Origin of the sequence: Kitasatospora sp. NPDC058063, from assembly GCF_042885395.1 — a bacterium.
Lineage (GTDB): Bacteria > Actinomycetota > Actinomycetes > Streptomycetales > Streptomycetaceae > Kitasatospora > Kitasatospora lactacystinica.
This window is the reverse complement of record NZ_JBHVSD010000031.1, coordinates 71,310-92,094: the sequence shown is the minus strand read 5'-3', so window position 1 is coordinate 92,094 and position 20,785 is coordinate 71,310. Positions and strand designations below refer to the sequence as shown.

The 20,785-nt window shown below is 73.5% G+C and carries 14 protein-coding genes; 10 read left to right on the top strand and 4 right to left on the bottom strand.

Features of this window, described 5'->3' with window-relative positions; translation table 11 throughout:
• Both ACFVUY_RS37340 and ACFVUY_RS37335 read right to left on the bottom strand, forming a co-directional pair.
• A complete protein-coding gene (locus ACFVUY_RS37340) occupies positions 1 to 264 on the bottom strand; it encodes an acyl carrier protein (RefSeq protein ID WP_387736594.1) in 264 nt (87 codons plus the stop codon).
• On the bottom strand, positions 261 to 1,802 hold the full coding sequence (locus ACFVUY_RS37335; RefSeq protein WP_387736593.1) for an AMP-binding protein: 1,542 nt from the start codon (positions 1,800 to 1,802) through the stop codon (positions 261 to 263). Before ACFVUY_RS37335 ends, ACFVUY_RS37340 begins: the two co-directional genes overlap by 4 nt.
• A gap of 437 nt (positions 1,803 to 2,239) precedes the next feature.
• On the opposite strand from ACFVUY_RS37335, the gene ACFVUY_RS37330 reads away from it, so the two are divergent.
• From ACFVUY_RS37330 to ACFVUY_RS37300, 7 genes are all read left to right on the top strand, one after another.
• Positions 2,240 to 4,078, top strand: coding sequence for a condensation domain-containing protein (locus tag ACFVUY_RS37330; protein ID WP_387736592.1), 1,839 nt, complete (start codon positions 2,240 to 2,242; stop codon positions 4,076 to 4,078).
• Entirely contained in the window at positions 4,075 to 8,148 is a 4,074-nt protein-coding gene (locus tag ACFVUY_RS37325) for an amino acid adenylation domain-containing protein (protein WP_387736591.1), read from the top strand. Before ACFVUY_RS37330 ends, ACFVUY_RS37325 begins: the two co-directional genes overlap by 4 nt.
• On the top strand, positions 8,145 to 11,300 hold the full coding sequence (locus ACFVUY_RS37320) for an amino acid adenylation domain-containing protein (RefSeq protein WP_387695256.1): 3,156 nt from the start codon (positions 8,145 to 8,147) through the stop codon (positions 11,298 to 11,300). The genes ACFVUY_RS37325 and ACFVUY_RS37320 overlap by 4 nt, the downstream gene beginning before the upstream one ends.
• A gap of 52 nt (positions 11,301 to 11,352) precedes the next feature.
• Positions 11,353 to 11,796 carry a nuclear transport factor 2 family protein gene (locus ACFVUY_RS37315; protein WP_387695255.1) on the top strand — a complete coding sequence of 148 codons (444 nt, stop codon included), beginning with the start codon at positions 11,353 to 11,355 and terminating at the stop codon, positions 11,794 to 11,796.
• A 128-nt stretch (positions 11,797 to 11,924) separates the two neighbouring features.
• Complete coding sequence (locus ACFVUY_RS37310) at positions 11,925 to 13,832, top strand: amino acid adenylation domain-containing protein (protein WP_387736590.1); 1,908 nt, start codon at positions 11,925 to 11,927, stop codon at positions 13,830 to 13,832.
• On the top strand, positions 13,829 to 15,064 hold the full coding sequence (locus ACFVUY_RS37305) for a cytochrome P450 (RefSeq protein ID WP_387695253.1): 1,236 nt from the start codon (positions 13,829 to 13,831) through the stop codon (positions 15,062 to 15,064). Before ACFVUY_RS37310 ends, ACFVUY_RS37305 begins: the two co-directional genes overlap by 4 nt.
• 60 nt (positions 15,065 to 15,124) lie before the next feature.
• Positions 15,125 to 15,883 (top strand): thioesterase II family protein, encoded by a 759-nt coding sequence (locus ACFVUY_RS37300; RefSeq protein ID WP_387736589.1) that lies wholly within the window; start codon positions 15,125 to 15,127, stop codon positions 15,881 to 15,883.
• Positions 15,884 to 15,909: 26 nt separating this feature from the next.
• Here the strand turns inward: ACFVUY_RS37300 and ACFVUY_RS37295 are convergent, their stop codons facing one another.
• Together ACFVUY_RS37295 and ACFVUY_RS37290 are read right to left on the bottom strand one after the other, a co-directional pair.
• Positions 15,910 to 16,671 carry an ABC transporter permease gene (locus ACFVUY_RS37295; RefSeq protein ID WP_387736588.1) on the bottom strand — a complete coding sequence of 254 codons (762 nt, stop codon included), beginning with the start codon at positions 16,669 to 16,671 and terminating at the stop codon, positions 15,910 to 15,912.
• Entirely contained in the window at positions 16,661 to 17,593 is a 933-nt protein-coding gene (locus tag ACFVUY_RS37290; protein ID WP_387736587.1) for an ATP-binding cassette domain-containing protein, read from the bottom strand. Before ACFVUY_RS37290 ends, ACFVUY_RS37295 begins: the two co-directional genes overlap by 11 nt.
• A gap of 166 nt (positions 17,594 to 17,759) precedes the next feature.
• On the opposite strand from ACFVUY_RS37290, the gene ACFVUY_RS37285 reads away from it, so the two are divergent.
• From ACFVUY_RS37285 to ACFVUY_RS37275, 3 genes are all read left to right on the top strand, one after another.
• Positions 17,760 to 19,046, top strand: a complete 1,287-nt coding sequence (locus ACFVUY_RS37285; protein ID WP_387736586.1) for a sensor histidine kinase — start codon at positions 17,760 to 17,762, stop codon at positions 19,044 to 19,046.
• A 98-nt stretch (positions 19,047 to 19,144) separates the two neighbouring features.
• Positions 19,145 to 19,819, top strand: coding sequence for a response regulator (locus tag ACFVUY_RS37280; protein WP_387736585.1), 675 nt, complete (start codon positions 19,145 to 19,147; stop codon positions 19,817 to 19,819).
• Between the two features lie 296 nt (positions 19,820 to 20,115).
• Positions 20,116 to 20,778, top strand: a complete 663-nt coding sequence (locus ACFVUY_RS37275) for a 2OG-Fe(II) oxygenase (protein WP_387736608.1) — start codon at positions 20,116 to 20,118, stop codon at positions 20,776 to 20,778.
• The last annotated feature ends 7 nt before the right edge of the window (positions 20,779 to 20,785 follow it).

The following is a 20,785-nucleotide window of genomic DNA, read 5'->3' as shown; positions in this document are numbered from 1 at the left end:
CTAGTGGGATTCCGTCCGGTGCGGCTGGGCCTCTTCGATGAACCTGCTGATCGAGGCGACGGAGCGGAAGCTGTCCGGGTCGAGGTCGAACTCCTCGACGCGCAGGTCGAAGCGGTCCTCGAGCCAGGCGATCGTCTTGAGCAGGCCGAGGCTGTCGATGACCCCGCCGTCCACGAGGTCGTAGTCGGAGTCCAGCTCGTGCGCGCCGACGTCCGGCAGGAACTCCTCGATGATGAACCGGGTGACTGTCGCGGCGTGCTTCACGTGGCCGTTCCTTCGCTGGGCTGGGGTTCGCTGAGCTGGGACTGGAGCTGGGACTGGGAGCAGGTGCGCTCGATGGGAGTGCGGTCGATCTTTCCGGTGGACGTCCTGGGCAGCGGGTCGTCCGTGATCAGCAGGGTCGAGGGGACCGCGGTGAGCGGAAGCCGTTGTGCGCAGTGCCGGCGCAGCGCCAGCGAGTTCAGCCGACTGTCCGGGGCGCGACGGACCACGCTCCGCAGCAGCCGGCCGGCCACCGGGTCGGGCACGGCCAGCACGGCCGCTTCGACGACGTCGGGATGGTCGAGCAGCACCTGTTCGACCTCATGGGTGTTGACCCGTGTGCCGCGGACCTTGACCTGGTGGTCGTTCCGGCCTTCCAGGGTGATGCGGCCGTCCCGGTCGCGCCGCACGAGGTCGCCGCTGCGGAAGTAGCGCCGCGCCTCCCCTTCGTGGCGGTGGGTCGCGAACCTGTCGGCGTTCTGCTCCCGGTCCAGGTAGCCGGCGGTCTGGAACGGCGTCGCGACATGGAGCTCGCCGGTGCCCGGCCCGGTCACGATCCCGCCGTCGGCGTCGACGATCACCGCGTGGACGCCGGGCAGCGGGCGCCCGATCGGCACCGGGCCGTCCGCCGGCTCGGTGCCGTCGACCTCGTGCAGGAAGCTGTCGTTGGTCTCGGTGCAGCCGTAGACGTTGTAGAGCCGCGCGCGGGTGAACAGGTGCGGAAGTTCGGCCAGGCAGCGGGCGGGCATGCTGTCACCGGTGAAGACGACGTGCTCGACCGTGTCGAGCCGCCGGCCGCTCTCGGCGGCCGCGTCGACCAGCAGCCGGTAGAACATCGGTACCGCCTGGACGAGTTGGACCCGGTGGCGGGAGACGAGGTCCAGCAGGTGGCCCGGGTGGGTGGCCCGGGCCGGATCGACCAGGACGACGCGGCCGCCGTACTTGAGCGTGGTCCAGATGTCCAGCAGGCACAGGTCGAAGGTGAGCGGGGCGTAGTTGAGGACCGTGGTCCCCCGGCGGATGCCGAACCGCTCGCCGGCCCAGGTGGTGAAGCGGTCCACCGCCCCCGTACTCAGCGGCACGATCTTCGGCCGCCCGGTGGAACCGGAGGTGGTGAACATGAAGGAGATGTCGGCGGGCTCCGTATCGCGCGCCGCCCCCGGTTCCGCCGGCCGGTCCCCGGCGCCCGGCCCGGGCGCCCGGGGGCTGTCCGGAGTCAGGACGTGCCGGATTCCGGCCCGCTCGACCAACGCGTGGGACGTCCGCCCCTCCGGCGTGGGGGCCGGCAGCAGCAGGAAGCGCCGCCCTTCGAGCAGGCAGGCGAGCACCAGGGCGATCGTCGAGGGCGACTTGGCGGCCAGGATGCCGATCGGCTCGTCCTCGTCCGGGGCGAGCCGGCCGATCCGGGCGCGTTCCCGCTCCGCCAGTCGGTGGAGTTCACCGTAGGTCGTCTCTTCTCCGTGCCACACCAGCGCCGGATCGCCGGGATGGCCGGTGGCGTGCGAGACGAATGAACCCACCAGGCTCTGCTGCTGCGTCATGCCTTCTCCGAGTTCATGCGAACGAAGTGAGTTCATATTCAACGGATGAGTTCATGCAACGGGTTCACCGATCTCATTCGGAACATTGTTGGGGCCGACACGAAAGGGGCTCACCCGGCCGTCCACCTGGTGAAAGAAGAATTATCACGTGGCGCCCGTCCACGGAAGTGGGTTGCTCGACCGGGGTCATGACGGCACGTCAGAGGCGGTCTCGCGGCCGATCGCGCCGATGCTAGCCGTCGAGCGTGTTCGATCTACATAAGGAATCCGGTGGACTGGCGTAAAGATTGTCTTGATGCCTGCAACTCCGTTTCCTGTCTTGCGGAGTGAGACGGGAGCTGCCTACTATCCGCCGTACTGATCGCGATGTAGCGAATCGGCGAGGGGATTTCCGGGGCGTTCGAGCGTTCCCGATCGCCGTGAAAGGTGGATCCGTCATGCCTGGCTCCGATCGGCGCGCGCACGCTCCGACCCTGTTGTCCTTCGCCCAGCAACGGCTGTGGTTCCTCGACCGGCTGCGGCCGGGTCGGCCGGACCACAACGTTCCGACCGCGGTCCGCCTGCGCGGCCGGCTGGACCAGGACGCGCTCGTCCGGGCGCTGACCGAAGTCGTGCGGCGCCACGAGGTGTTGCGCGGCAGGATCGTCGACTCCGGCGACGGCCCGCGCCACGTCACGGATCCGGTCGGGACCTTCGTGCCGACGATCACCGATCTGACGCACACCCCGGCGGAGCAGGCCCGGCAGCGGGTCCGGGAGCTGATGGCCGCCGATCTGGCGACCCCGTTCGACCTCGGGACCGCTCCGATGCTGCGGGCCCGACTGATCCGCACCGCCCCCGACGACCACCTGCTGCTCCTGGTGATCCATCACATCGCCTGTGACGGCTGGTCGTTGTCGGTGCTGTGGGAGGAGGTCTCCGCCGGATACGGTGCCGCCGTGGAAGGCCGGCCGATCGCCCTGGCGGACCTGCCCGTCCAGTACGCCGATTTCGCGGATTGGCAACGGGACCATCAGGACGGAGCCGCGCTGCAGGAGCAACTCTCCTACTGGCGCGAGCACTTGGCCGACCTCGGCCCGTCGGTGCTCCCGACGGACCGGGCCCGCCCCGCGGTGTGGTCCGGCCGGGGCGACCAGGTCGAGATCGAGATTCCCGCCGAACTCGCCGACCGCGTCCGCGCACTGGGGCGCGCCCACGAGGTCACGCCGTTCATGACACTGCTGGCCGCCTTCCAGGTCCTGCTGGCGCGCTGCACGGGACGGGCCGACGTGACGGTGGGGACGCCGATCTCCGGACGGACCCGGATCGAGGTGGAGCCGCTGATCGGCTTCTTCGTCAACACGCTCGTCCTGCGCACCGACCTGTCCGGCGACCCCGGCTTCACCGACGTGCTCGCCCGGGTACGGCGGTGCGCGGTGGAGGCCTACGCCCACCAGGACGTCCCCTTCGAACGGCTGGTGCAGGAGCTGCGGCCCGAACGCGATCTCGGTCAACACCCGCTGTTCACCGTCATGTTCCAGCTGGAGGATCCGCCCGCGCTCCCGTCCGGCCTCCCGGGGATCGAGGTGAGCGACCATCGGATACCGAACGAGGTGGCGAAGTTCGACATCGAGGTCTCCCTGACGGACCGCGGAGACCGCATCACCGGCGTCATCCGCTACGCCACCGACCTCTTCGAGCGCGACACGGTGCGGCAGCTCTCCGAGGGTTTCAGGGCGCTGCTCGACCAGCTCGTCGGCAGCCCCGAACGGCCGATATCGGCGTGGGAGACCCCTCCCGGCCTCCGTGCGAGCCGCTCCGCGCCCGCCACTGCCGCCGTGCCGCCCGCGGCCCCGCGGTCCGGTGCCGACCGGGCCGGCGCTCCCGTCGCTCCCGTCGCGAGGACCGCGACCGAGACCGAGCTTCTCGTGCTGGAGATCTGGGCCGAGGTGCTCGGTGCCGCCCCGGACGACGTGCACGGCGACTTCTTCGAGCTGGGCGGCCATTCGCTCCTCGCGTCGAAGATCATGTCCCGACTCGGCCGGGCACTCGACCTCGAACTGCCGGTCACCCTGCTGTTCTTCCACCCGACCGTCGCCGAACTCGCCGAGGCCGTCGACGCGGCGCTGCTGGTGGACCTCGGCGCCGCCGAAGCGGAACCACGTCCCGCCGAAGCGGAACCACGTCCCGCCGAAGCGGAACCACGTCCCGCCGAAGCGGAACCACTCCTCGCCGAAGCCGAACCGCTCCCCGCCGAAGCCGAACCGCTCCCCGCCGGAAAGGCCCGTCACCCGTGAAGGCACCGCACAGTCGATCCGAACCCGGCCGGCCGGCCGGTTCCCCGCCGGCCACCACCCGGGCCCTGCTGGACCAGCGCGTCCGCGCGGCCCGGAGCAGGGCCGCCGAGGGCGAGCCGGGGGACGCGGTCCCACGCCGCCCGGAGGGCGCGCAGGTGACGTCGTTCACCCAGGAACGCATGTGGCTGATCGAGCGGCTGTCCAACGGCCCCGCGATGTACAACGTCCACGAGGTCTTCCGGCTGCGCGGCCCGCTGGACGTGGCCGCCCTCGGCCACAGCCTCACCGAGCTGGTGCGGCGCCACGAAGTCCTGCGCACCGCCTTCCCCGAGCAGGACGGGCGCCCCGTCCCCTCGCTCTTGCCGGCCCGGCCGCTCGACCTGCCCGTCACGGACCTGCGGGCCGAGCCCGCGGAGCACCGGACGCGGCTGGCCCTCGATCTCGTCCACGCCGAGATCCTGCGCCCGTTCGATCTGGCCACCGCCCCGCTGCTGCGCGCGGCACTGCTGCGGGTCGACGAGGACGAACACGTCCTGGTGGTGGTCGTCCACCACATCGCGGTCGACGGCTGGTCGATGCCGCTGCTGTGGGACGACCTGTCGGCGATGTACCGGAGCCGGCTGGAGGGCCGCGAGCACGAGCTGCCGCCCCTGCGGATCCAGTACGCGGACTTCGCCCACTGGCAGCGGGCCCGCCTCTCCGGCGAACGCCTGCAGCGCCAACTGGACTACTGGAGCGCACAGCTGTCCGGGCTGTCGCCGCTGGACCTGCCCACCGACCGTCCGCGCGGACCGGTCCGCGCGGGCCGGGGCGAGCGGATCACCTTCACGGTGCCCGAGGAGCTGGCCGGGCGGTTGCGGCTGCTGGGGCGGCGGCACGGCGCGACGATGTTCATGACGCTGCTCGCCGCGTTCCAGGCCCTGCTCGCCCGCTACAGCGGGCAGTCGGACGTGGCGGTCGGCACCCCGGTCGCGGGCCGCACCCGTCCGGAACTCGACCCGCTGGTGGGCTCGTTCATCAACACCGTGGTCATCCGCACCGACCTCGCGGGCGACCCGAGCTTCGCCGAGCTGCTCGATCGGGTCCGCCGGACCGTCGCGGACGCCTACGCGCACCAGGACGTGCCGTTCGAGCGGCTGGTGCAGGAGCTGCGGCCGGCCCGCGGTCTCGACCGCAACCCGCTGTTCCAGGTGATGTTCGCCGGCCTGTCCGACCCGACCGCCTCCCTCCGGCTGCCGGGGACGGAGGCCGAACGGATCGAGGTTGACAACGGCACGGCCAAGGTCGACCTCAGCCTGGTGATCGCCGACGGGCCGGCCGGCACGGGCGGGACGACCGGGACGGTGGCCTTCGACACCGATCTGTTCGACCGCGCGAGCGTGGAGCGCCTGGTCGGCCACTACCTCCGGCTGCTGGACGCCGCGGCCGGCGATCCCGACCGTCCCGTCTCGCGCCTGGAACTGCTCACCGAGGCCGAACGCGAAGCGCTGCTGGTGGCCGCCAACGCCACCGACGAGCCCTTTCCCGCGGACCTCTGCGTGCACGAGCTGGTCGAGGAGCGGGCCCGGCGGACCCCCGACGCGGTGGCGGTCCGCTGCGGCGCCGAGCGACTGACCTACCGGGAACTCGACCGCCGGGCCAACCGGTTGGCCCGGCACCTACGAGCCCGGGGAGCACGGCCGGAACGCCTGGTCGGCGTGTGCCTGCCGCGCTCGGCGGACCTGGTCGTGGCCCTGCTGGCCGTCCTCAAGTCGGGCGCCGCCTACCTGCCGCTGGACCCGGACCTCCCGGCGCAGCGCATGTCGTTCATGCTCGCCGACGCCGACGTGCCGCTGCTGCTCACCCAGGACTCCCTGGCCGACCGGCTCCCGAGCCACGGCGCCGCGACGGTGCGGATGGACACCGAGGCCCGGCTCATCGCGGCCCGGCCGGACGACCCGCTGCCACCGCTCGCGACGCCCGCCAACCTGGCGTACTCGATCTACACCTCCGGTTCGACCGGCCGCCCCAAGGCCGTGCTGGTCCCGCACGAGGGCGTGGTCAACTACCTGGTGGTCCGCGGCCGGCAGCTGGACCTCGGCGGGGACGACGTCGTCGCCTCGGTGGCCTCGATCTCCTTCGACGTCATCGTCCCGCAGGTGCTCATGCCCCTGGCCTGGGGCGCGAGCGTGGTGATCGCCCCGTCGGAGGTCGCCGTCGACGGCCCGCGCCTGACGGAGATGATGCGCGAGTTCGGCGTCACCACGCTCATGGCCACACCCGCCACCTGGCTCCTGCTGCTGGACGGCGGATGGCAGGGCGGCCGGTTCCAGGCGATCTGCGTGGGTGAACCGCTCCAGCCCGCCCTGGCCCGGCGGCTCCTCGACCGGGTCTCCACACTGTGGAACGGCTACGGTCCCACCGAGGCGTCCGTCGGCTGTGTCACCCGGCGCGTGGACGCCGAACGGGACCTGGCCCGCCCGGGCGGGTCCGTGCCGATCGGCCGGCCGCTCGGCAACCTCCGGATCCACCTGCTGGACCCGGCCGGCGCCCCGGTGCCCGTCGGCGTACCGGGGGAGATCCACATCGGCGGGGTCGGCGTCACCCGCGGCTACGCCAACCGGCCGGGGCTGACCGCCGAGCGCTTCGTGCCGGATCCCTTCGGCGCGGCCGGCGGCCGGCTGTACCGGACCGGCGACCTGGCGCGGTACCTGCCGGACGGCAGCCTCGTCTTCCTCGGCCGCACCGACGAGCAGGTGAAGATCCGGGGATACCGCATCGAGCTGGGCGAGATCGAGGCCGCGCTGTGCGCGCAGCCCGGTGTCGCCAGGGCCGCGGTGACGGTGCGCGGCAGCGGGACGGACGCCGAACTCGCCGGCTACCTGGTGTGGCAGGACCGGCCCGGTGACCTGGGGGACCTGCGGCGCTCCCTGCGCGAGACCCTGCCCGAGTTCATGGTGCCCACGACGCTGACCGCGCTCGACCGGATCCCGTTGACCACCAACGGCAAGGTGGACCGCGGGGCCCTGCCCGCGCCCGCCCGCCACGGCCACGAGGCCGGTGCGCTACCGCCGCGGGACCTGCCGGAACTCCTGATGACCGGGATCTGGGAGCGTGTGCTGGGCACCCCGCGGGTCGGCGTCCGGGACGACTTCTTCGCGCTGGGCGGGCACTCCCTCAGGGCGGTCGAGCTGGTGGAGGCGATCCGGCGGGAGTGGGGGGTCACCGTGCCGCTGAACACGGTGTTCCGCCACCCCACCGTCGAGGGCCTGTGCGCGGAACTGCCCGACGCGTCCCGGGCGCTGCGCCGGCTCGTCGTCCCGCTGGCCGAGGGGGACCGCCGCCGGGCGCCGCTGATCCTGGTGCACCCGCAGAGCGGCGACGTGTGCTCCTTCCTCCAGCTGGCCGGACAGCTCACCGGGCGCCTCGCCGCATCCCCTGCGGGCGCCCGGCCCGTCCACGGCCTGGAGGCCGTCGGCTACAACACCGACGAGCCGCCCCTGGCCACCGTCGAGGAGCAGGCGCAGCGCTACCTGCGGGAGCTGCGGTCCGTCCTGCCCGACGGCCCGTACCTGCTGGCCGGCTGGTCCTTCGGCGGGCTGGTCGCCTTCGAGATGGCCCGCCTGCTGGAGGAACAGGGGAACCCCCCGGGATTCCTCGGGATCATCGACGCCGGAGCGCCCGCGTCCACCGCCGGAGCCGCCGACGGGTCGGCCGGGGACCTCCACGGGCTCGACGAGCAGGACGTCCTCTCCCTGCTGCTCCACGACGCGAACTCCGGTGAGCGCCTTCCCCGGCGGGGGCGCACCGAACAACTGCAACGCATGGTGCGGGTCTTCACCACCAACGGCGAGGCCGCCCGACGCTACCGGTCGACGGCACGGCTGCGGACACCGATCCACCTGTTCACGAGCGCCGAGGCCCACCCCTCGCTGGCCGGCCCGGTCGTCGTCCCCGCCCGGTGGCGGGAACGCACCCGCGGGGCGCTGAACGTGGTCGAGGTCCCCGGCAACCACCACGACATGCTCTCGCCGCCCCATGTGGCGCCCTTCGCCGACGCGCTGTCGGCCGTCCTGGAGGAGCTCGGATGAGCGACGGACACGAGTTGCCGCTGTCGTCGGCGCAGTCCGGCATCTGGTTCGCCCACCACCTGCGCCCCGGCAGCCCCGCCTACAACACCGGCGAGTACGTGGACATCCCCGGGCCGATCGACCCGGAGCTGTTCGAGACGGCCGTGCGGCGCGTGGTGGACGAGACGGAGTCACTGCGCGTCCGCCTCACCGACGGTGCCGACGGCCCCCGGCAGGTCGTCACCCCGGCGCCCGACTGGACGATGCACCACGTCGACCTCACGTCGACACCGGATCCGCTGCGGGCGGCCGAGCGCTGGATGCGCGCCGATCTGTCCACACCGGTCGGGCTCACCCGGGACCCGCTGTTCCGCCAGGCCCTGTTCACCGTCGCGCCGGACCGCTTCCTCTGGTACCAGCGCGTCCACCACATCGTGGTCGACGGCTTCAGCATGTCGCTGATCGCGCGCCGCGTCGCCAAGACCTACACCGGACTGGTCGAGGGCAGGGGCGGGGCAGGACCGGCCTTCGGGCCGCTGAGCCTCCTGCTGGCGCACGACGCCGCCCACCACGCATCGCAGCAGCCCGAACAGGACCGGGAGTTCTGGGCGGCCCGGCTGGCCGGCCGACCGGATCCCGTCAGCCTCGCCAGCCGCTCGGCGGCCGCCTCGGACGGCTTCCTGCGCCGTACCGGCAGCCTCGACGCGCCCACCCTGGCCGCGTTGCGGCGGGCCGCGCGACCCGCCGGGGCGAGCTGGCCCACCGCCTTCACCGCGACGGTCGCCGCGTACCTCCACCGCCTCAGCGGCGAACGGGACATCGTGCTCAGCATGCCGGTGACCGGGCGCACCGGCTCCTCCGTACCGGCCGTCCCCGGCATGGTCGCGAACGTGGTGCCGCTGCGGCTGAGCGTGCACCCCGAACAGGGTCTGTCCGCCCTCGCGCGACAGGTGGCCGAGGAGGTCGCCGCGCTGCGCCCGCACCAGCGCCACCGCAGCGAGGACCTGCGCCGGGAGCTGGACCCGGCACGCTCGGAGCGGGTCCTCTTCGGGCCCGTCGTCAACATCATGTCCTTCTACTACCGCCTGGACTTCGCGGGGGTCCGGGCCACCGTGCACAACCTGTCCAACGGGCCGGTCGAGGACCTCTCGTTCTCCGTCTACGACCGCTCCGACGGCACCGAACCCCGGCTCGACGTCGACGCGAACCCCGCGCTCTACTCCGAGGCCGAACTCGCCGCCCACCAGCAGCGGTTCCTCCGGTTCCTGCACGCGGTGGCCGCCGACCCGGACCGGCCGATCGGCCGGCCCGACCTCCTCACCGAGGCGGAACGGCACCGGACCGTCGTGGCCGGCAACCGCACCACTCGGCCGCTGCCGCACCCGACGGTGCCGCTGGCCTTCGCGGCCGAGGCCGCGCGCACACCCGACGCGCCCGCCGTGGTGTGCGGGGAAACCACGCTGTCCTACGCGGAGTTGAACGCCCGGGCCAACCGGCTGGCCCACCGGCTCATCGCCCTGGGCGTCCGCTGCGACAGCACGGTGGCCGTGCTCATGGAACGCTCCGCCGACGTGGTGGTGGCGGTCCTGGCGATCGGCAAGGCCGGCGGCGCCTACGTGCCGCTGGACACCCGGGCCCCGACGGCCCGCCTGCGGCGCGTCCTGGACGACACCGGGGCGGCGGTGCTGCTCACCCACCGGGCCACCCGGGAGCACACACCGTCCCACGGCACACCGGTGGTCGTCGTCGACGCCGACCCCGGCCTCGCCGAGGAGCCGGCCACCGACCCCGTGGTGCCGCTGCGCCCGGACCATCTGGCGTGCGTGCTGTACACCTCGGGGTCCACGGGCACGCCGAAGGGGGTGGCCCTGAGCCACCGCAACGTCATCAGCATGACCGCGCAGGGCTGTTGGCGCGAACAGGGCGGCCCGCGCGTGCTCGCGCACTCCCCGCACGCCTTCGACGCCTCGACCTTCGAGTGGTGGGTACCGCTGCTCAACGGGGGCCGGGTGGTCGTGGCCCCGCCCGGGGAACTGGCGCTCTCCGACCTCCACCGGCTGATCGTCGACCACCGGGTCGGCGCACTGTGGTTGACGGCCGGGCTGTTCCGGGTGCTCGCCGAGGAGTCCCCCGGCACGCTGGCCGGGGTCGGCCAGGTGTGGACCGGCGGTGACATCGTGCCGGCCGACGCGGTACGGCGCGTCCTGGCACGCTGTCCGGACTCCGTGGTGGTCGCCGGGTACGGCCCGACCGAGGCCGCCACGTTCACCACGCGCCGGGTGCTCCGCCCCGGCGAGGCCGTGCCCGACGTCGTCCCCCTCGGCCGGCCGATGGACAACAGGCGGGTGTACGTCCTGGACGAGGCGCTGTCGCCGGTGCCGCCGGGGGTGGCCGGCATGCTGTACGTCGCCGGTGCGGGCGTGGCGCGCGGGTACCTGAACGACCCCGGCCGCACGGCAGGCCAGTTCGTGCCGTGCCCGTTCGGCGAACCGGGGGAGCGGATGTACCGCACGGGCGATGTGGTCCGCTGGAACGCGGAGGGGGAACTGGAGTTCCTCGGCCGCGCGGACGAGCAGGTCAAGCTCCACGGGTTCCGCATCGAACCGGGCGAGATCGAGGCGGTGCTGGCCGGGCACCCCGCCGTCGCCCAGGCGACCGTGGTCGCCGGCCCGGGTGCCCCGCCCGGACGGCGTCTGATCGGCTACGTCGTCCCGGCCGGGGACTCGGGGCTCGACCCGGCGTCGGTGCGGGAGCACGCCTCGGCGGTGCTGCCGGACTACATGGTGCCCTCGGTGATCGTCACGCTCGACGCCTTTCCGCTGACCCCCAGAGGGAAGATCGACCGGGCCGCGCTGCCCGTCCCGGACCTCGCACCGGCACCGTCCGGTCCCGGGCCGCGCACCCCGGCGGAGCGGACGATGTGCGCGCTGTTCGCCGAGGTGCTCGGCCGGCCCGCGGTGGGCGTCGACGACGGTTTCTTCGCGCTGGGCGGCAACTCCCTGCTCGCGACCAGGCTGGTCAACCGGGTGCGGGTGAGGTTCGGCCGCGAACTCACCCTCGGCGCCCTGTTCCAGGCGCCCACGCCGGCGCGCCTGGTCGACGCGCTCGACGACGCCCCGGACGCCGCGGCCGTACCGGACCTCTCACCACGTACCCGACTCCGACAGCTCTGACAGTTCCGACAGCTCTGGCAGCTCCGACAGCGATCACAGGAAGCACCTCGGCATGGCCCACACCCTCTCCCAGCCCGACGACACACCGGCAGCGCCGGCACCACCTGAATCCCCGATCGCGGCAGCATCCCCGACGGCCCCGGCACTGGGGGTGTCCCAGGTCCGCCGGTACTACCAGCTCGTCGACGCCGGGGACGTGCCCGCGCTGGTCGCCCTGTTCACCCCGGACGCCCGCTACCACCGCCCCGGGTACCGGCCCATGGTCGGGCACGCCGAACTGGAACGCTTCTACCGCGACCAGCGGGTGATCCGCACCGGCGTGCACACCCTGGCCACCGTGGTCACGACCGACGACGAGGTGGCGGTGCACGGCCTGTTCCGCGGCGTGCTGCACGACGGCGGTGAGGTCGAGCTGCGGTTCGCGGACTTCTTCCGGATGACGCCGCAGGGCCGCATCGCCGCGCGGGACACCTTCTTCCACGTGCCCGCGGTCTGAGTCACGGCCACAGCGGCCACAGCAACTGCAATGGCCACAGCAACTGCAGCGGCGCCAACGGCGACGGCCCACCCGGTCGCGCGTCCAACCCCGACGGGGACACTTCAGCACAGGAAAGCGGGAAGCAGTTGACCAAGACCGTCTTCACCTCCGACATCCCGGCGTTCGTCGGCAGCGGACGGCCGCCGTTCGACGCCCGGGCCATCCACGAACTGGTCGCCGAACAGGCGGAGCGGGCCCCGCACGCGCCCGCCGTCACCTGCGACGGACGGACCCTGACCTACCAGCAGCTCAACGACCGCGCCCACCGGCTCGCCGGGCGCCTGCGAGCGGCCGGACTGGCGCAGGAGGACGTCGTGGGCGTGCTGGTGCCGCGCTCGCCGGAGCTGATCGTGGCCCTGCTCGCCGTCCTCGTCGCCGGCGGGGCGTACCTCGGACTCGAACCGGACGACCCGGCGAGCCGCCACGCGCTGCTGCTCAAGGACGCCGGCGCGGGCATGGTGATCACCGAGGAGGCCCTGCGGGAGCAGCTGCCCGGCACCGTCGTCACGGTGACGGAAGGCCGCCCGGCGCGGGAGCCGGCCACCGGGCCGGCGGTTCCGGCCCGCCCCGGCGACCCGGACCGGCTCGCCTACGTCAGCTACACCTCGGGCTCCACCGGCGAGCCCAAGGGCGTCGGCGTGCCCCACCGGGCGATCGACCGGCTCGTCCGGGGCGCGGACTGGATGGACGTCCGCGCCGAGGACGTCTTCTTCCACCTCGCGCCGGTCGCGTTCGACGCGTCCACGTTCGAGATCTGGGCCCCCCTCGTCAACGGCTGCCGACTGGTCCTCTTCCCCCCGGTCGCCATCACGCTGGAGCACGTGGCGCGCGTCGTCCGGGCCGAGCGCGTGACGGTCCTGCTGCTGACCACCGGGCTCTTCCACCAGATGGCGAGCTCCCACCCGGAGGCGTTCGCCGACGTGCGGCACGTCCTCACCGGGGGCGACGTGGCCTCCCCGAGCCACGTCCAGCACCTGCTGGCCCGCCACCCGCAGCTGCTCTTCACCAACGGCTACGGACCGACCGAGAACACCACGTACACGACCTGCTGGACCAGCAGCACCCTCCCGGAGCTGCGGAGCGTGCCGATCGGCCGCCCGATCAGCGGCACCAGGGTCGCCGTGCTCGACGGCGACCTCGGCCCGGTGCCCGTCGGCGAGTGCGGGGAACTGTACGTGGCCGGGGCGGGCCTGGCCCGCGGCTACCTGGGCCGCCCGGCCGCCACCGCCGAACGGTTCCTGCCGGACCCGTTCGGGACCGAGCCGGGCGCCCGGATGTACCGGACCGGCGACCTCGTGCGATGGCTGCCCGACGGCACCCTGGAGTTCGTCGGACGCGCGGACGACCAGGTCAAGGTCCAGGGCTACCGCGCCGAACCGCGAGCCGTCGAGGTCGAGCTGGAACGGCTCGCCAGGGTGCGGCACGCGGTCGTGCTGCCGCAGCCCGACCCCGCGGGCGGCACCCGGCTGCTGGCCTACGTCGTGCCCGCGGAACCCGATCCGGCGGGCAACGCCGAGCTCGGCCGGCGGCTGCGCCACGAACTGCGGGACCGGCTGCCGGGCTACCTGATCCCCTGGGCGATCCTCGTCCGTCCCGAGCTGCCGGTGAACCGCAACGGCAAGATCGACCGCCGGGCCCTGCCCACCGCCACCCGGGTGCCGCGCAACGTGCCCAACGAGTTCGTCCCGCCCCTCACCGAGGTGCAGACGCGACTGGCCGAGTTGTGGGGCGACGCCCTCGGCGTCGAACCGGTCGGCGTCGACGACGACTTCTTCGACCTCGGCGGACACTCCCTGCTGGCCACCGACCTCCTGGTCGCCACCCAGCGTGAGTTCGACGTGGACCTGCCCGCGCAGACCCTGTACCTCTCGCCGACCGTTGCCGAGCTGGCGACGGCGCTCACCGCCCGGATGCGGACGCCGGGCCCGGACGGCCCGACGGACGGCCCGACGGGGGACCCGGCCGACGAGGCGGGGGAGGGGCAGCTCCGATGACGGCGGTTCCCCCGACCATGCGCTGCCCGGTCCTCGCCCCGCAGCCGGTCGATCTGATCGACCCCGACCTCTACCTCTCGGGCGGGGCGCACGAGGCGTGGCGACGGCTGCGCCGCGACGCCCCGGTGAGCTGGCAGCCGGTCGGCGACATCGGCTACTGGTCGATCGTCGCCCACGCCGAGGCCAACCGGGTCCTGCGCGACCACGACACGTTCACCTCCGAACAGGGCACCCTGCTCAACCTCCTCGGCAAGGGCGACCCCGCCGGCGGCCGGCAGATGGCCGTGACCGACCCGCCCCGGCACTCGCGCCTGCGCGGCCCGCTGCAGCAGGCGCTGTCGATCAAGACGGTGGAGAACGACCGGGAGGCGATCCGCCGGGCCGTCGTCGAACTGCTCCGGCCGTTGGCCGACGGCGGCCCGTACGACTTCGCCGCCGCCATGGCCACCCTGCCGATGGCGGTGATCGGCACCATGATGGCGCTACCGGAGCAGGACTGGCCGCGGCTGGTCCTGCTCGCCCACGCCTGCATCGCCGCGGACGACCCCGAGTTCCAGCTCGCCGCCGGACCACGGGCCACCCTCGTGACCGCCCACCGCGAACTGTTCGCCTACTTCCAGGACCTCGTCACCGCGCGTCGGCGCGCACCGGGCGGCGACCTGATCAGCGTGCTGCTCACCATGGAACTGGACGGACGCCGACTGTCGCCCGGCGAGATCGTGTCCAACTGCTACAGCCTGCTGCTCGGAGCGACCGTCACCACCGCCCAGCCGCCGATCGCGGCGATGGCCGAACTGGCCGGGACCGCCGTCCTGGACGACTGGGCGGCCCACCCGGAACTGCTCGGCAGCGGCGTGGAGGAGGCACTGCGCTGGGCCTCGCCCACCCAGCACTTCATGCGCCACGCCACCCGCGACGTTGAGATCCGGGGCGTGCCGATCCGCGCGGGGGACGCCGTCGTCGTGTGGCTGGCGTCGGCCAACCGCGACGAGACCGTGTTCGCCGACCCGGACACCTTCGACATCCGGCGGCGTCCCAACAAGCACATCGCGTTCGGCGTCGGCGCGCACTACTGCATCGGACACACCGTCGCACGGGTGGCCCTGCGGATCCTCTTCGCCGAACTGCTCGGCCGGTTCACCGGCTTCGAACCCGCCGGGCCGCCGCGGCGCATGCGCTCGAACATCATCGCGGGCTTCACCCACCTGCCGATCACCGCGCGGACCCGGTAGGAGCCGTCGCCACGGCCGCTGCCGAACCCGAGAAGAAACCCCACCCACGGAAGGTCATCAGTGGACGCTCCGACGGCCCGTACCCGCAACAAGTGGTTCCTGCGCGAGCCGTCGCCGGTGGCACCGGCGCGGCTGTTCTGCCTGCCCTACTCCGGCTGCGGTGCGAGCATGTACCGCCAGTGGCCGTCACAGGTCGACGGCGTCGAGGTCTGCCCCGTGCAGCCGCCCGGCCGGGAGAACCGGATGCGCGAGCCCGCCCACACCACCTACGAGGCGCTGGCCGACGACCTCTGCGAAGCGCTGCGCCCCCACCTGGACCGCCCCTACGCCCTGTTCGGGCACTGCGGCTCCGCGCTGGCGGCGTACGAGACCGCCGTACGGCTGGTCCAGCGGGGCTGCCCCGCCCCGACCCGGCTGTTCGTCTCCTCCGAGGTCGCGCCGCAGGACGGCCCCTACGGCCGCTTCCTCGGCATGAGCGACGACGAGCTGGCCGCCGAACTGCGCCGGCTCGTCGCGGAACTGGGCGGCACCCTGGAACCGAGCCTGCTCGCGCTCTACCTCGGCGTCCTGCGCAACGACGTCGACATGAACAAGCGGTACCACGTGGCCGAGCCGGTCCGGCTGCCGTGCCCGGTCACCGCCATCGGCTGGACCGAGGACACCGGCATCGCCCCGTCGCTGATGACCGGCTGGTCGGCGTGCGGCGAAACGACCTTCGAACTCCTGGAGGGAGGCCACTACCGCTTCATCGAGGCGCCGGCGGAACTCCTGGCGCTCCTGGTCGCGGATCTGACGCCCACCCGGTCCCGCACGCCCTGACACCGGACCGTCCGGTGTCGACCCGGTCAGCTGTCCCGGCTGCGCAGCGCGAGCCAGCCGGCCAGCAGGGCCGCCGCCGTCCAGGCCGCGAGGACCAGCAGACCCGTCGCCGGGCCGAGGCCCGGATCCGCCTTCATGACCTCGGCGCCGGCGTGGTCGGGCAGGTACCGGGCGGCGGACCGCAGCACCGGGACGGCGTTGGCCACCGGCGAGAGCACGAAGACGAAGGCGAACAGCAGTGTGAGCGTGAGAGCGGTCCTGCGCAGCACCGTCGCGACGCCGATCGAGAACAGGCACATCAGGGTCAGGTAGAGGCAGGCCCCGAGGACGGCGCGCAGTGCGCCCGGACGGCTCAGCCCGATGCCGTGCGGGCCCAGCGCCGCCTGGGAGGCGAGGAAGGAGAGGAACGCGGTCGGTACGGCCACCAGCAGGGCCACCACGGTGGCGGCGGTGATCCTGGAGAGATAGAACAGGCCGCGGTCGGGCACCGCCGCGAGCGAGGTGCGGATCATGCCGCTGCCGTACTCGGTGCAGACCATCAGCACCGCGAAGGCGATCAGGGCCAGCTGGCCGCACTGGACGCCGACGAAGCCGGCGTCCAGCGGGTCGAAGTCGGGGCGGAGCAGGCTGCTCCTCCTGTCGATCGCCGAGCGGGCCGAGGCACCGTTCAGCACGCCGATCCCGACGCTGACGAGCAGGGCGACGACGAGCGGGACGAGCGTCGACCGGACCGTCCCGATCTTGGTGAGCTCGGCCCGGACCACGGCGGTGGCCGCGTTAGAGGACATGCCGGTTCCCTTCCGTGAAGACCCCGGCCCGGAACTGGGCGGCGTCGCCGGTGAGACGGAGGAAGGCGTCCTCCAGGGAGGCCGCGCGGACGGCCAACTCCCCGAGGGCGATCCCGGCCCCGGCCGCGATCCGCCCCACCTCCTCCGCCCCGGCGCCCTCGACGACCACGGCGCCGCGCTCCTCCTGGCGCGCCGTCAGCCCGGCGCGGCCCAGGACACCCAGCAGCCGGTCCGGCTCCGAGGTACGGACCAGCACCCGGGGGCGGCAGTGCTCGGCGATGAAGTCGTCCGTGCCGGTGTCGGCGAGCAGCCTGCCCCGCCCGATCACCACCAGGTGCTCGGCGGTGATCGCCATCTCGCTCATCAGATGGCTGGACACCAGGACCGTCCGGCCCTCGGCGGCCAGGCCCCGCAGCAGGGTGCGGATCCAGCGCACGCCCTCCGGGTCGAGGCCGTTGACCGGCTCGTCGAGCAGCAGCACCTGCGGGTCGCCGAGCAGCGCGGCGGCGATACCGAGCCGCTGACCCATACCGAGGGAGAAACCGCCGGCCCGGCGGGAGGAGACGGACTCCAGACCCACCAGAGCGAGCACCTCGCGGACCCGGGCGCGGCCGATCCGGTTGCTCCGGGCGAGCCACAGCAGGTGGTGGTACGCGGTGCGACTGCTCTGCACCGCCTTGGCCTCCAGCAACGCGCCGACGTGCCGCAGCGGCTCGCGCAACTGGTGGTAGCTCTTGCCGTCGTAGCGGACCTCGCCCCGGTCAGGGCGGTCCAGGCCGAGCATCATCCGCAGGGTGGTGGACTTGCCGGCCCCGTTCGGTCCCAGGAAGCCCGTCACGTGGCCGGGCCGGACCGTGAAGGTGAGCCCGTCGATCGCCACCGTGTCGCGGTAGCGCTTGGTCAGTTGCCGTAGTTCGATCACGGCACCAGGCTGGCGTGGAGCGGCACCCCGGCACATCGGCCGGCGCTCCGAGCCGTGGCTTCCACCGGGCGGCGGAGGCGGCGGGCTCCACCGGCGTCATCTCCTACCACGGGTGGTCGTTCCCGCGGCCGAGGCGACGTCGTGCCCGAGCGGCTACGGTGAGCGCATGGCCCAACTCCCTTCGACCCGGCAGGCGCTGTACCGTGACGGTGCCGTCCGACCGCTGCGCCGAGGCGAGTTGGTGGCCGTCGACGGTCTGGTGGCGGTGGTGCTGACCGCGCTCTTCCTGGCGCTGCCGGGCTCGGAGTGGAGCTCCCACGGCGGTTGGCCGGTCCGGCTCGCCGTCGCGGCCGCGATGGGACTGCCGCTGGCCCTGCGCCGGATCCGTCCGGCCTCGGTCTGCGCCGTCGTCGCGGCGGCCTCGGTGGCGGCCGCGGTGGTCGGCGCCGTCCGGGAGCCGTTCCTCGGCGCGGCCTTCGCGCTCTACCAGGTGGCCGTCACCACCTCGGCCCGGCGGGTGCCCACCCCCGTGATCGGGGCGGTGAGCGGCGGAGTGCTGGTGCTGCTCCTGATCTCGGGCTCCCCGAGGGGAGGCCTGCAGGACCTCGTGCTCCGCCTGGCCGGCCTGGCCCTGGCCGGGATGGCCTGGGTGCTCGGCCGGGCGGTCCGCGAGCGGCGCGCGCACGCCGCCCGATCGGCCCGGCGGGCCGCCGGGGAGGCCGTCACCGAGGAACGGCTGCGGATCGCCCGGGAACTGCACGACATCGTGGCGCACCACGTGGGAGTGATCGCGGTGAAGGCCGGCGTGGCCAATCACCTCCTGGCCGTCCACCCGGAGGGGGCCGGTGAGGCGCTGCGGGTGATCGAGACGGCCAGCCGATCGGCGCTGACCGAGATGCGGCAGATGCTCGGCGTGCTGCGGACCGGCGGATCCGAGCCGGAGGCCGACGAGGCGGACGGGCTGCGGCCGGCACCCGGGCTCGCCGCCCTGCCCGAACTGGTGGCCGGTGCCACCGCGGCCGGGCTCACCGTCGAACTGCGCACCGAGGGCATCGCCGAGGGCATCACCGACCTGCCGCAGGGCGTGCAGAGCTCGGCGTACCGGGTGGTGCAGGAGGCCCTGACCAACGTGCTCAAGCACGCCGGGCCGACCCGCTGCCTGGTCGAACTGGCGGCCGACGGACGCGAGTTGCGGATCGAGGTGACCGACGAGGGCGCCGCCACGGCCCGCGGCGCCCGCCGGCCCGGCCAGGGCGGCGGGCACCCGACCCGGCACGGGCCCACCGAGGCGGCCGGGCACGGGAGTGGCCACGGCCACGGCCTGCTCGGCATGCGGGAACGGGTGGAGGTGTTCGGTGGACGCTTCGACGCCGGGCCACTGGCCGGCGGCGGCTTCGCCGTTCGGGCCGGAATGCCCTACCGGGCGGCCGTGCCGGTGGGGGAGGAGCCCTGATCGGGACCGGCGCGACGGACCGGCCGGGGCCGGGGGCCGGACTGCCCGGGGCGTCCTGTTTCGGACGAACGACGAACGACGAACGTGTGGAGGACCGTGTGACCGAGCCCGTCCGTGTCCTGGTGGTGGACGACCAGGCGCTGCTGCGCGGCAGCTTCCGGATGCTGATCGACGCCGAACCCGGCCTCACCGCGGTCGGCGAGGCGGCGGACGGCGCCGCCGCGATCGAGCTGGTCGCCGAGCAGCGGCCCGACGTGGTGCTGATGGACGTGCGGATGCCCGGAACGGACGGCATCGAGGCCACCCGGACGATCTGTGAGCGGAACCCGGGCGTGCGGGTCCTGATGCTCACCATGTTCGACCTGGACGCGCACGTCTTCGCGGCGCTGCGGGCCGGAGCCGCCGGGTTCCTGCTCAAGGACATCCCGCCGGCCGAACTGCTGCACGCGATCCGGGTGGTGGCCGTCGGGGAGAGCCTGCTCTCGCCGAGCGTCACCCGGCGACTGATCTCGGAGTTCTGCCGCCAACCGGCCACCGGGCCGACCGGTCCGCCGCCCGCCCTGGACGGCCTGACCGGCCGGGAGCGGCAGGTGCTCCAACTGGTGGGCACCGGAAGGTCCAACGCGGAGATCGCGCAGGAACTGCATGTCTCCGCGGCGACGGTGAAGACCCACATGGGACACCTGCTGGACAAGCTCAACGCCCGGGACCGGGTCCAGCTGGTGATCATCGGCTACGAGAGCGGCCTGCTCACCCCACGCCACCGGGCCTGACCGGTCGGCGTCGCACCCGCCGCGGCGCCCTCCGTCCGACGCACCCGCCGCGGCGTCCGACGCGGTGTCCGAATGCCGCCAGCACGCGGCCCCGTCCAGGGACGACGATCGGAACAGCCCGACCGTGCGGCGCCCGCGGCCCTCCCGGCCTGCGGGCCCACGCCCTCGCCGGTCCCCGCCCGCCACCTGCCCGCCCCTCACCATCAGTAGGCGCCGTGAACACCCTTGCCCCCGACACCGTCCCCAGCACCGCCGAGGCCGTCGTCCGCACCCTCGACGCCGCCGACTGGACCGCCCTGACCGCCGAACTCGACACCCACGGCTGCGCCCCGACGCCGCGCCTGCTCGACCCCGCCCAGTGCCGGGAGATCGCCGCGCTCTACGACCGGCCCGAACTGTTCCGCACCACCGTCGACATGGCCCGCCACCGCTTCGGCTCCGGCCAGTACCGCTACTTCACCCACGACCTGCCCGAACCCGTCGCCGCCCTGCGCGAGGCCCTCTACCCCCGCCTGCTCACCGTCGCCCGTGCCTGGGCCGAGAAGCTCGGCCGCCCCGCCCCCTGGCCCGACACCCTCGCCGAGTGGACCGCCAGGTGCCACGCCGCCGGCCAGGACAAGAGCTCCCAGATCCTGCTGCGCTACGGCCCCGGTGACTGGAACGCCCTGCACCGCGACGTCTTCGGCGACCTCGTCTTCCCCCTCCAGGTCGTCATCGGCCTCGACGCCCACGGGACCGACTACACCGGCGGCGAGTTCCTCCTCGTCGAACAGCGGCCCCGCGCCCAGTCCCGCGGCACCGCCACCGTCCTCCCCCAGGGGCACGGCCTGATCTTCACCACCCGCGACCGCCCCGTCCCCTCCGCCCGCGGCCACCGCGCCGGCCCGGTCCGCCACGGCGTCAGCACCGTGCGCACCGGCCGCCGCCACACCCTCGGCCTCGTCTTCCACGACGCCTGAACCCCGC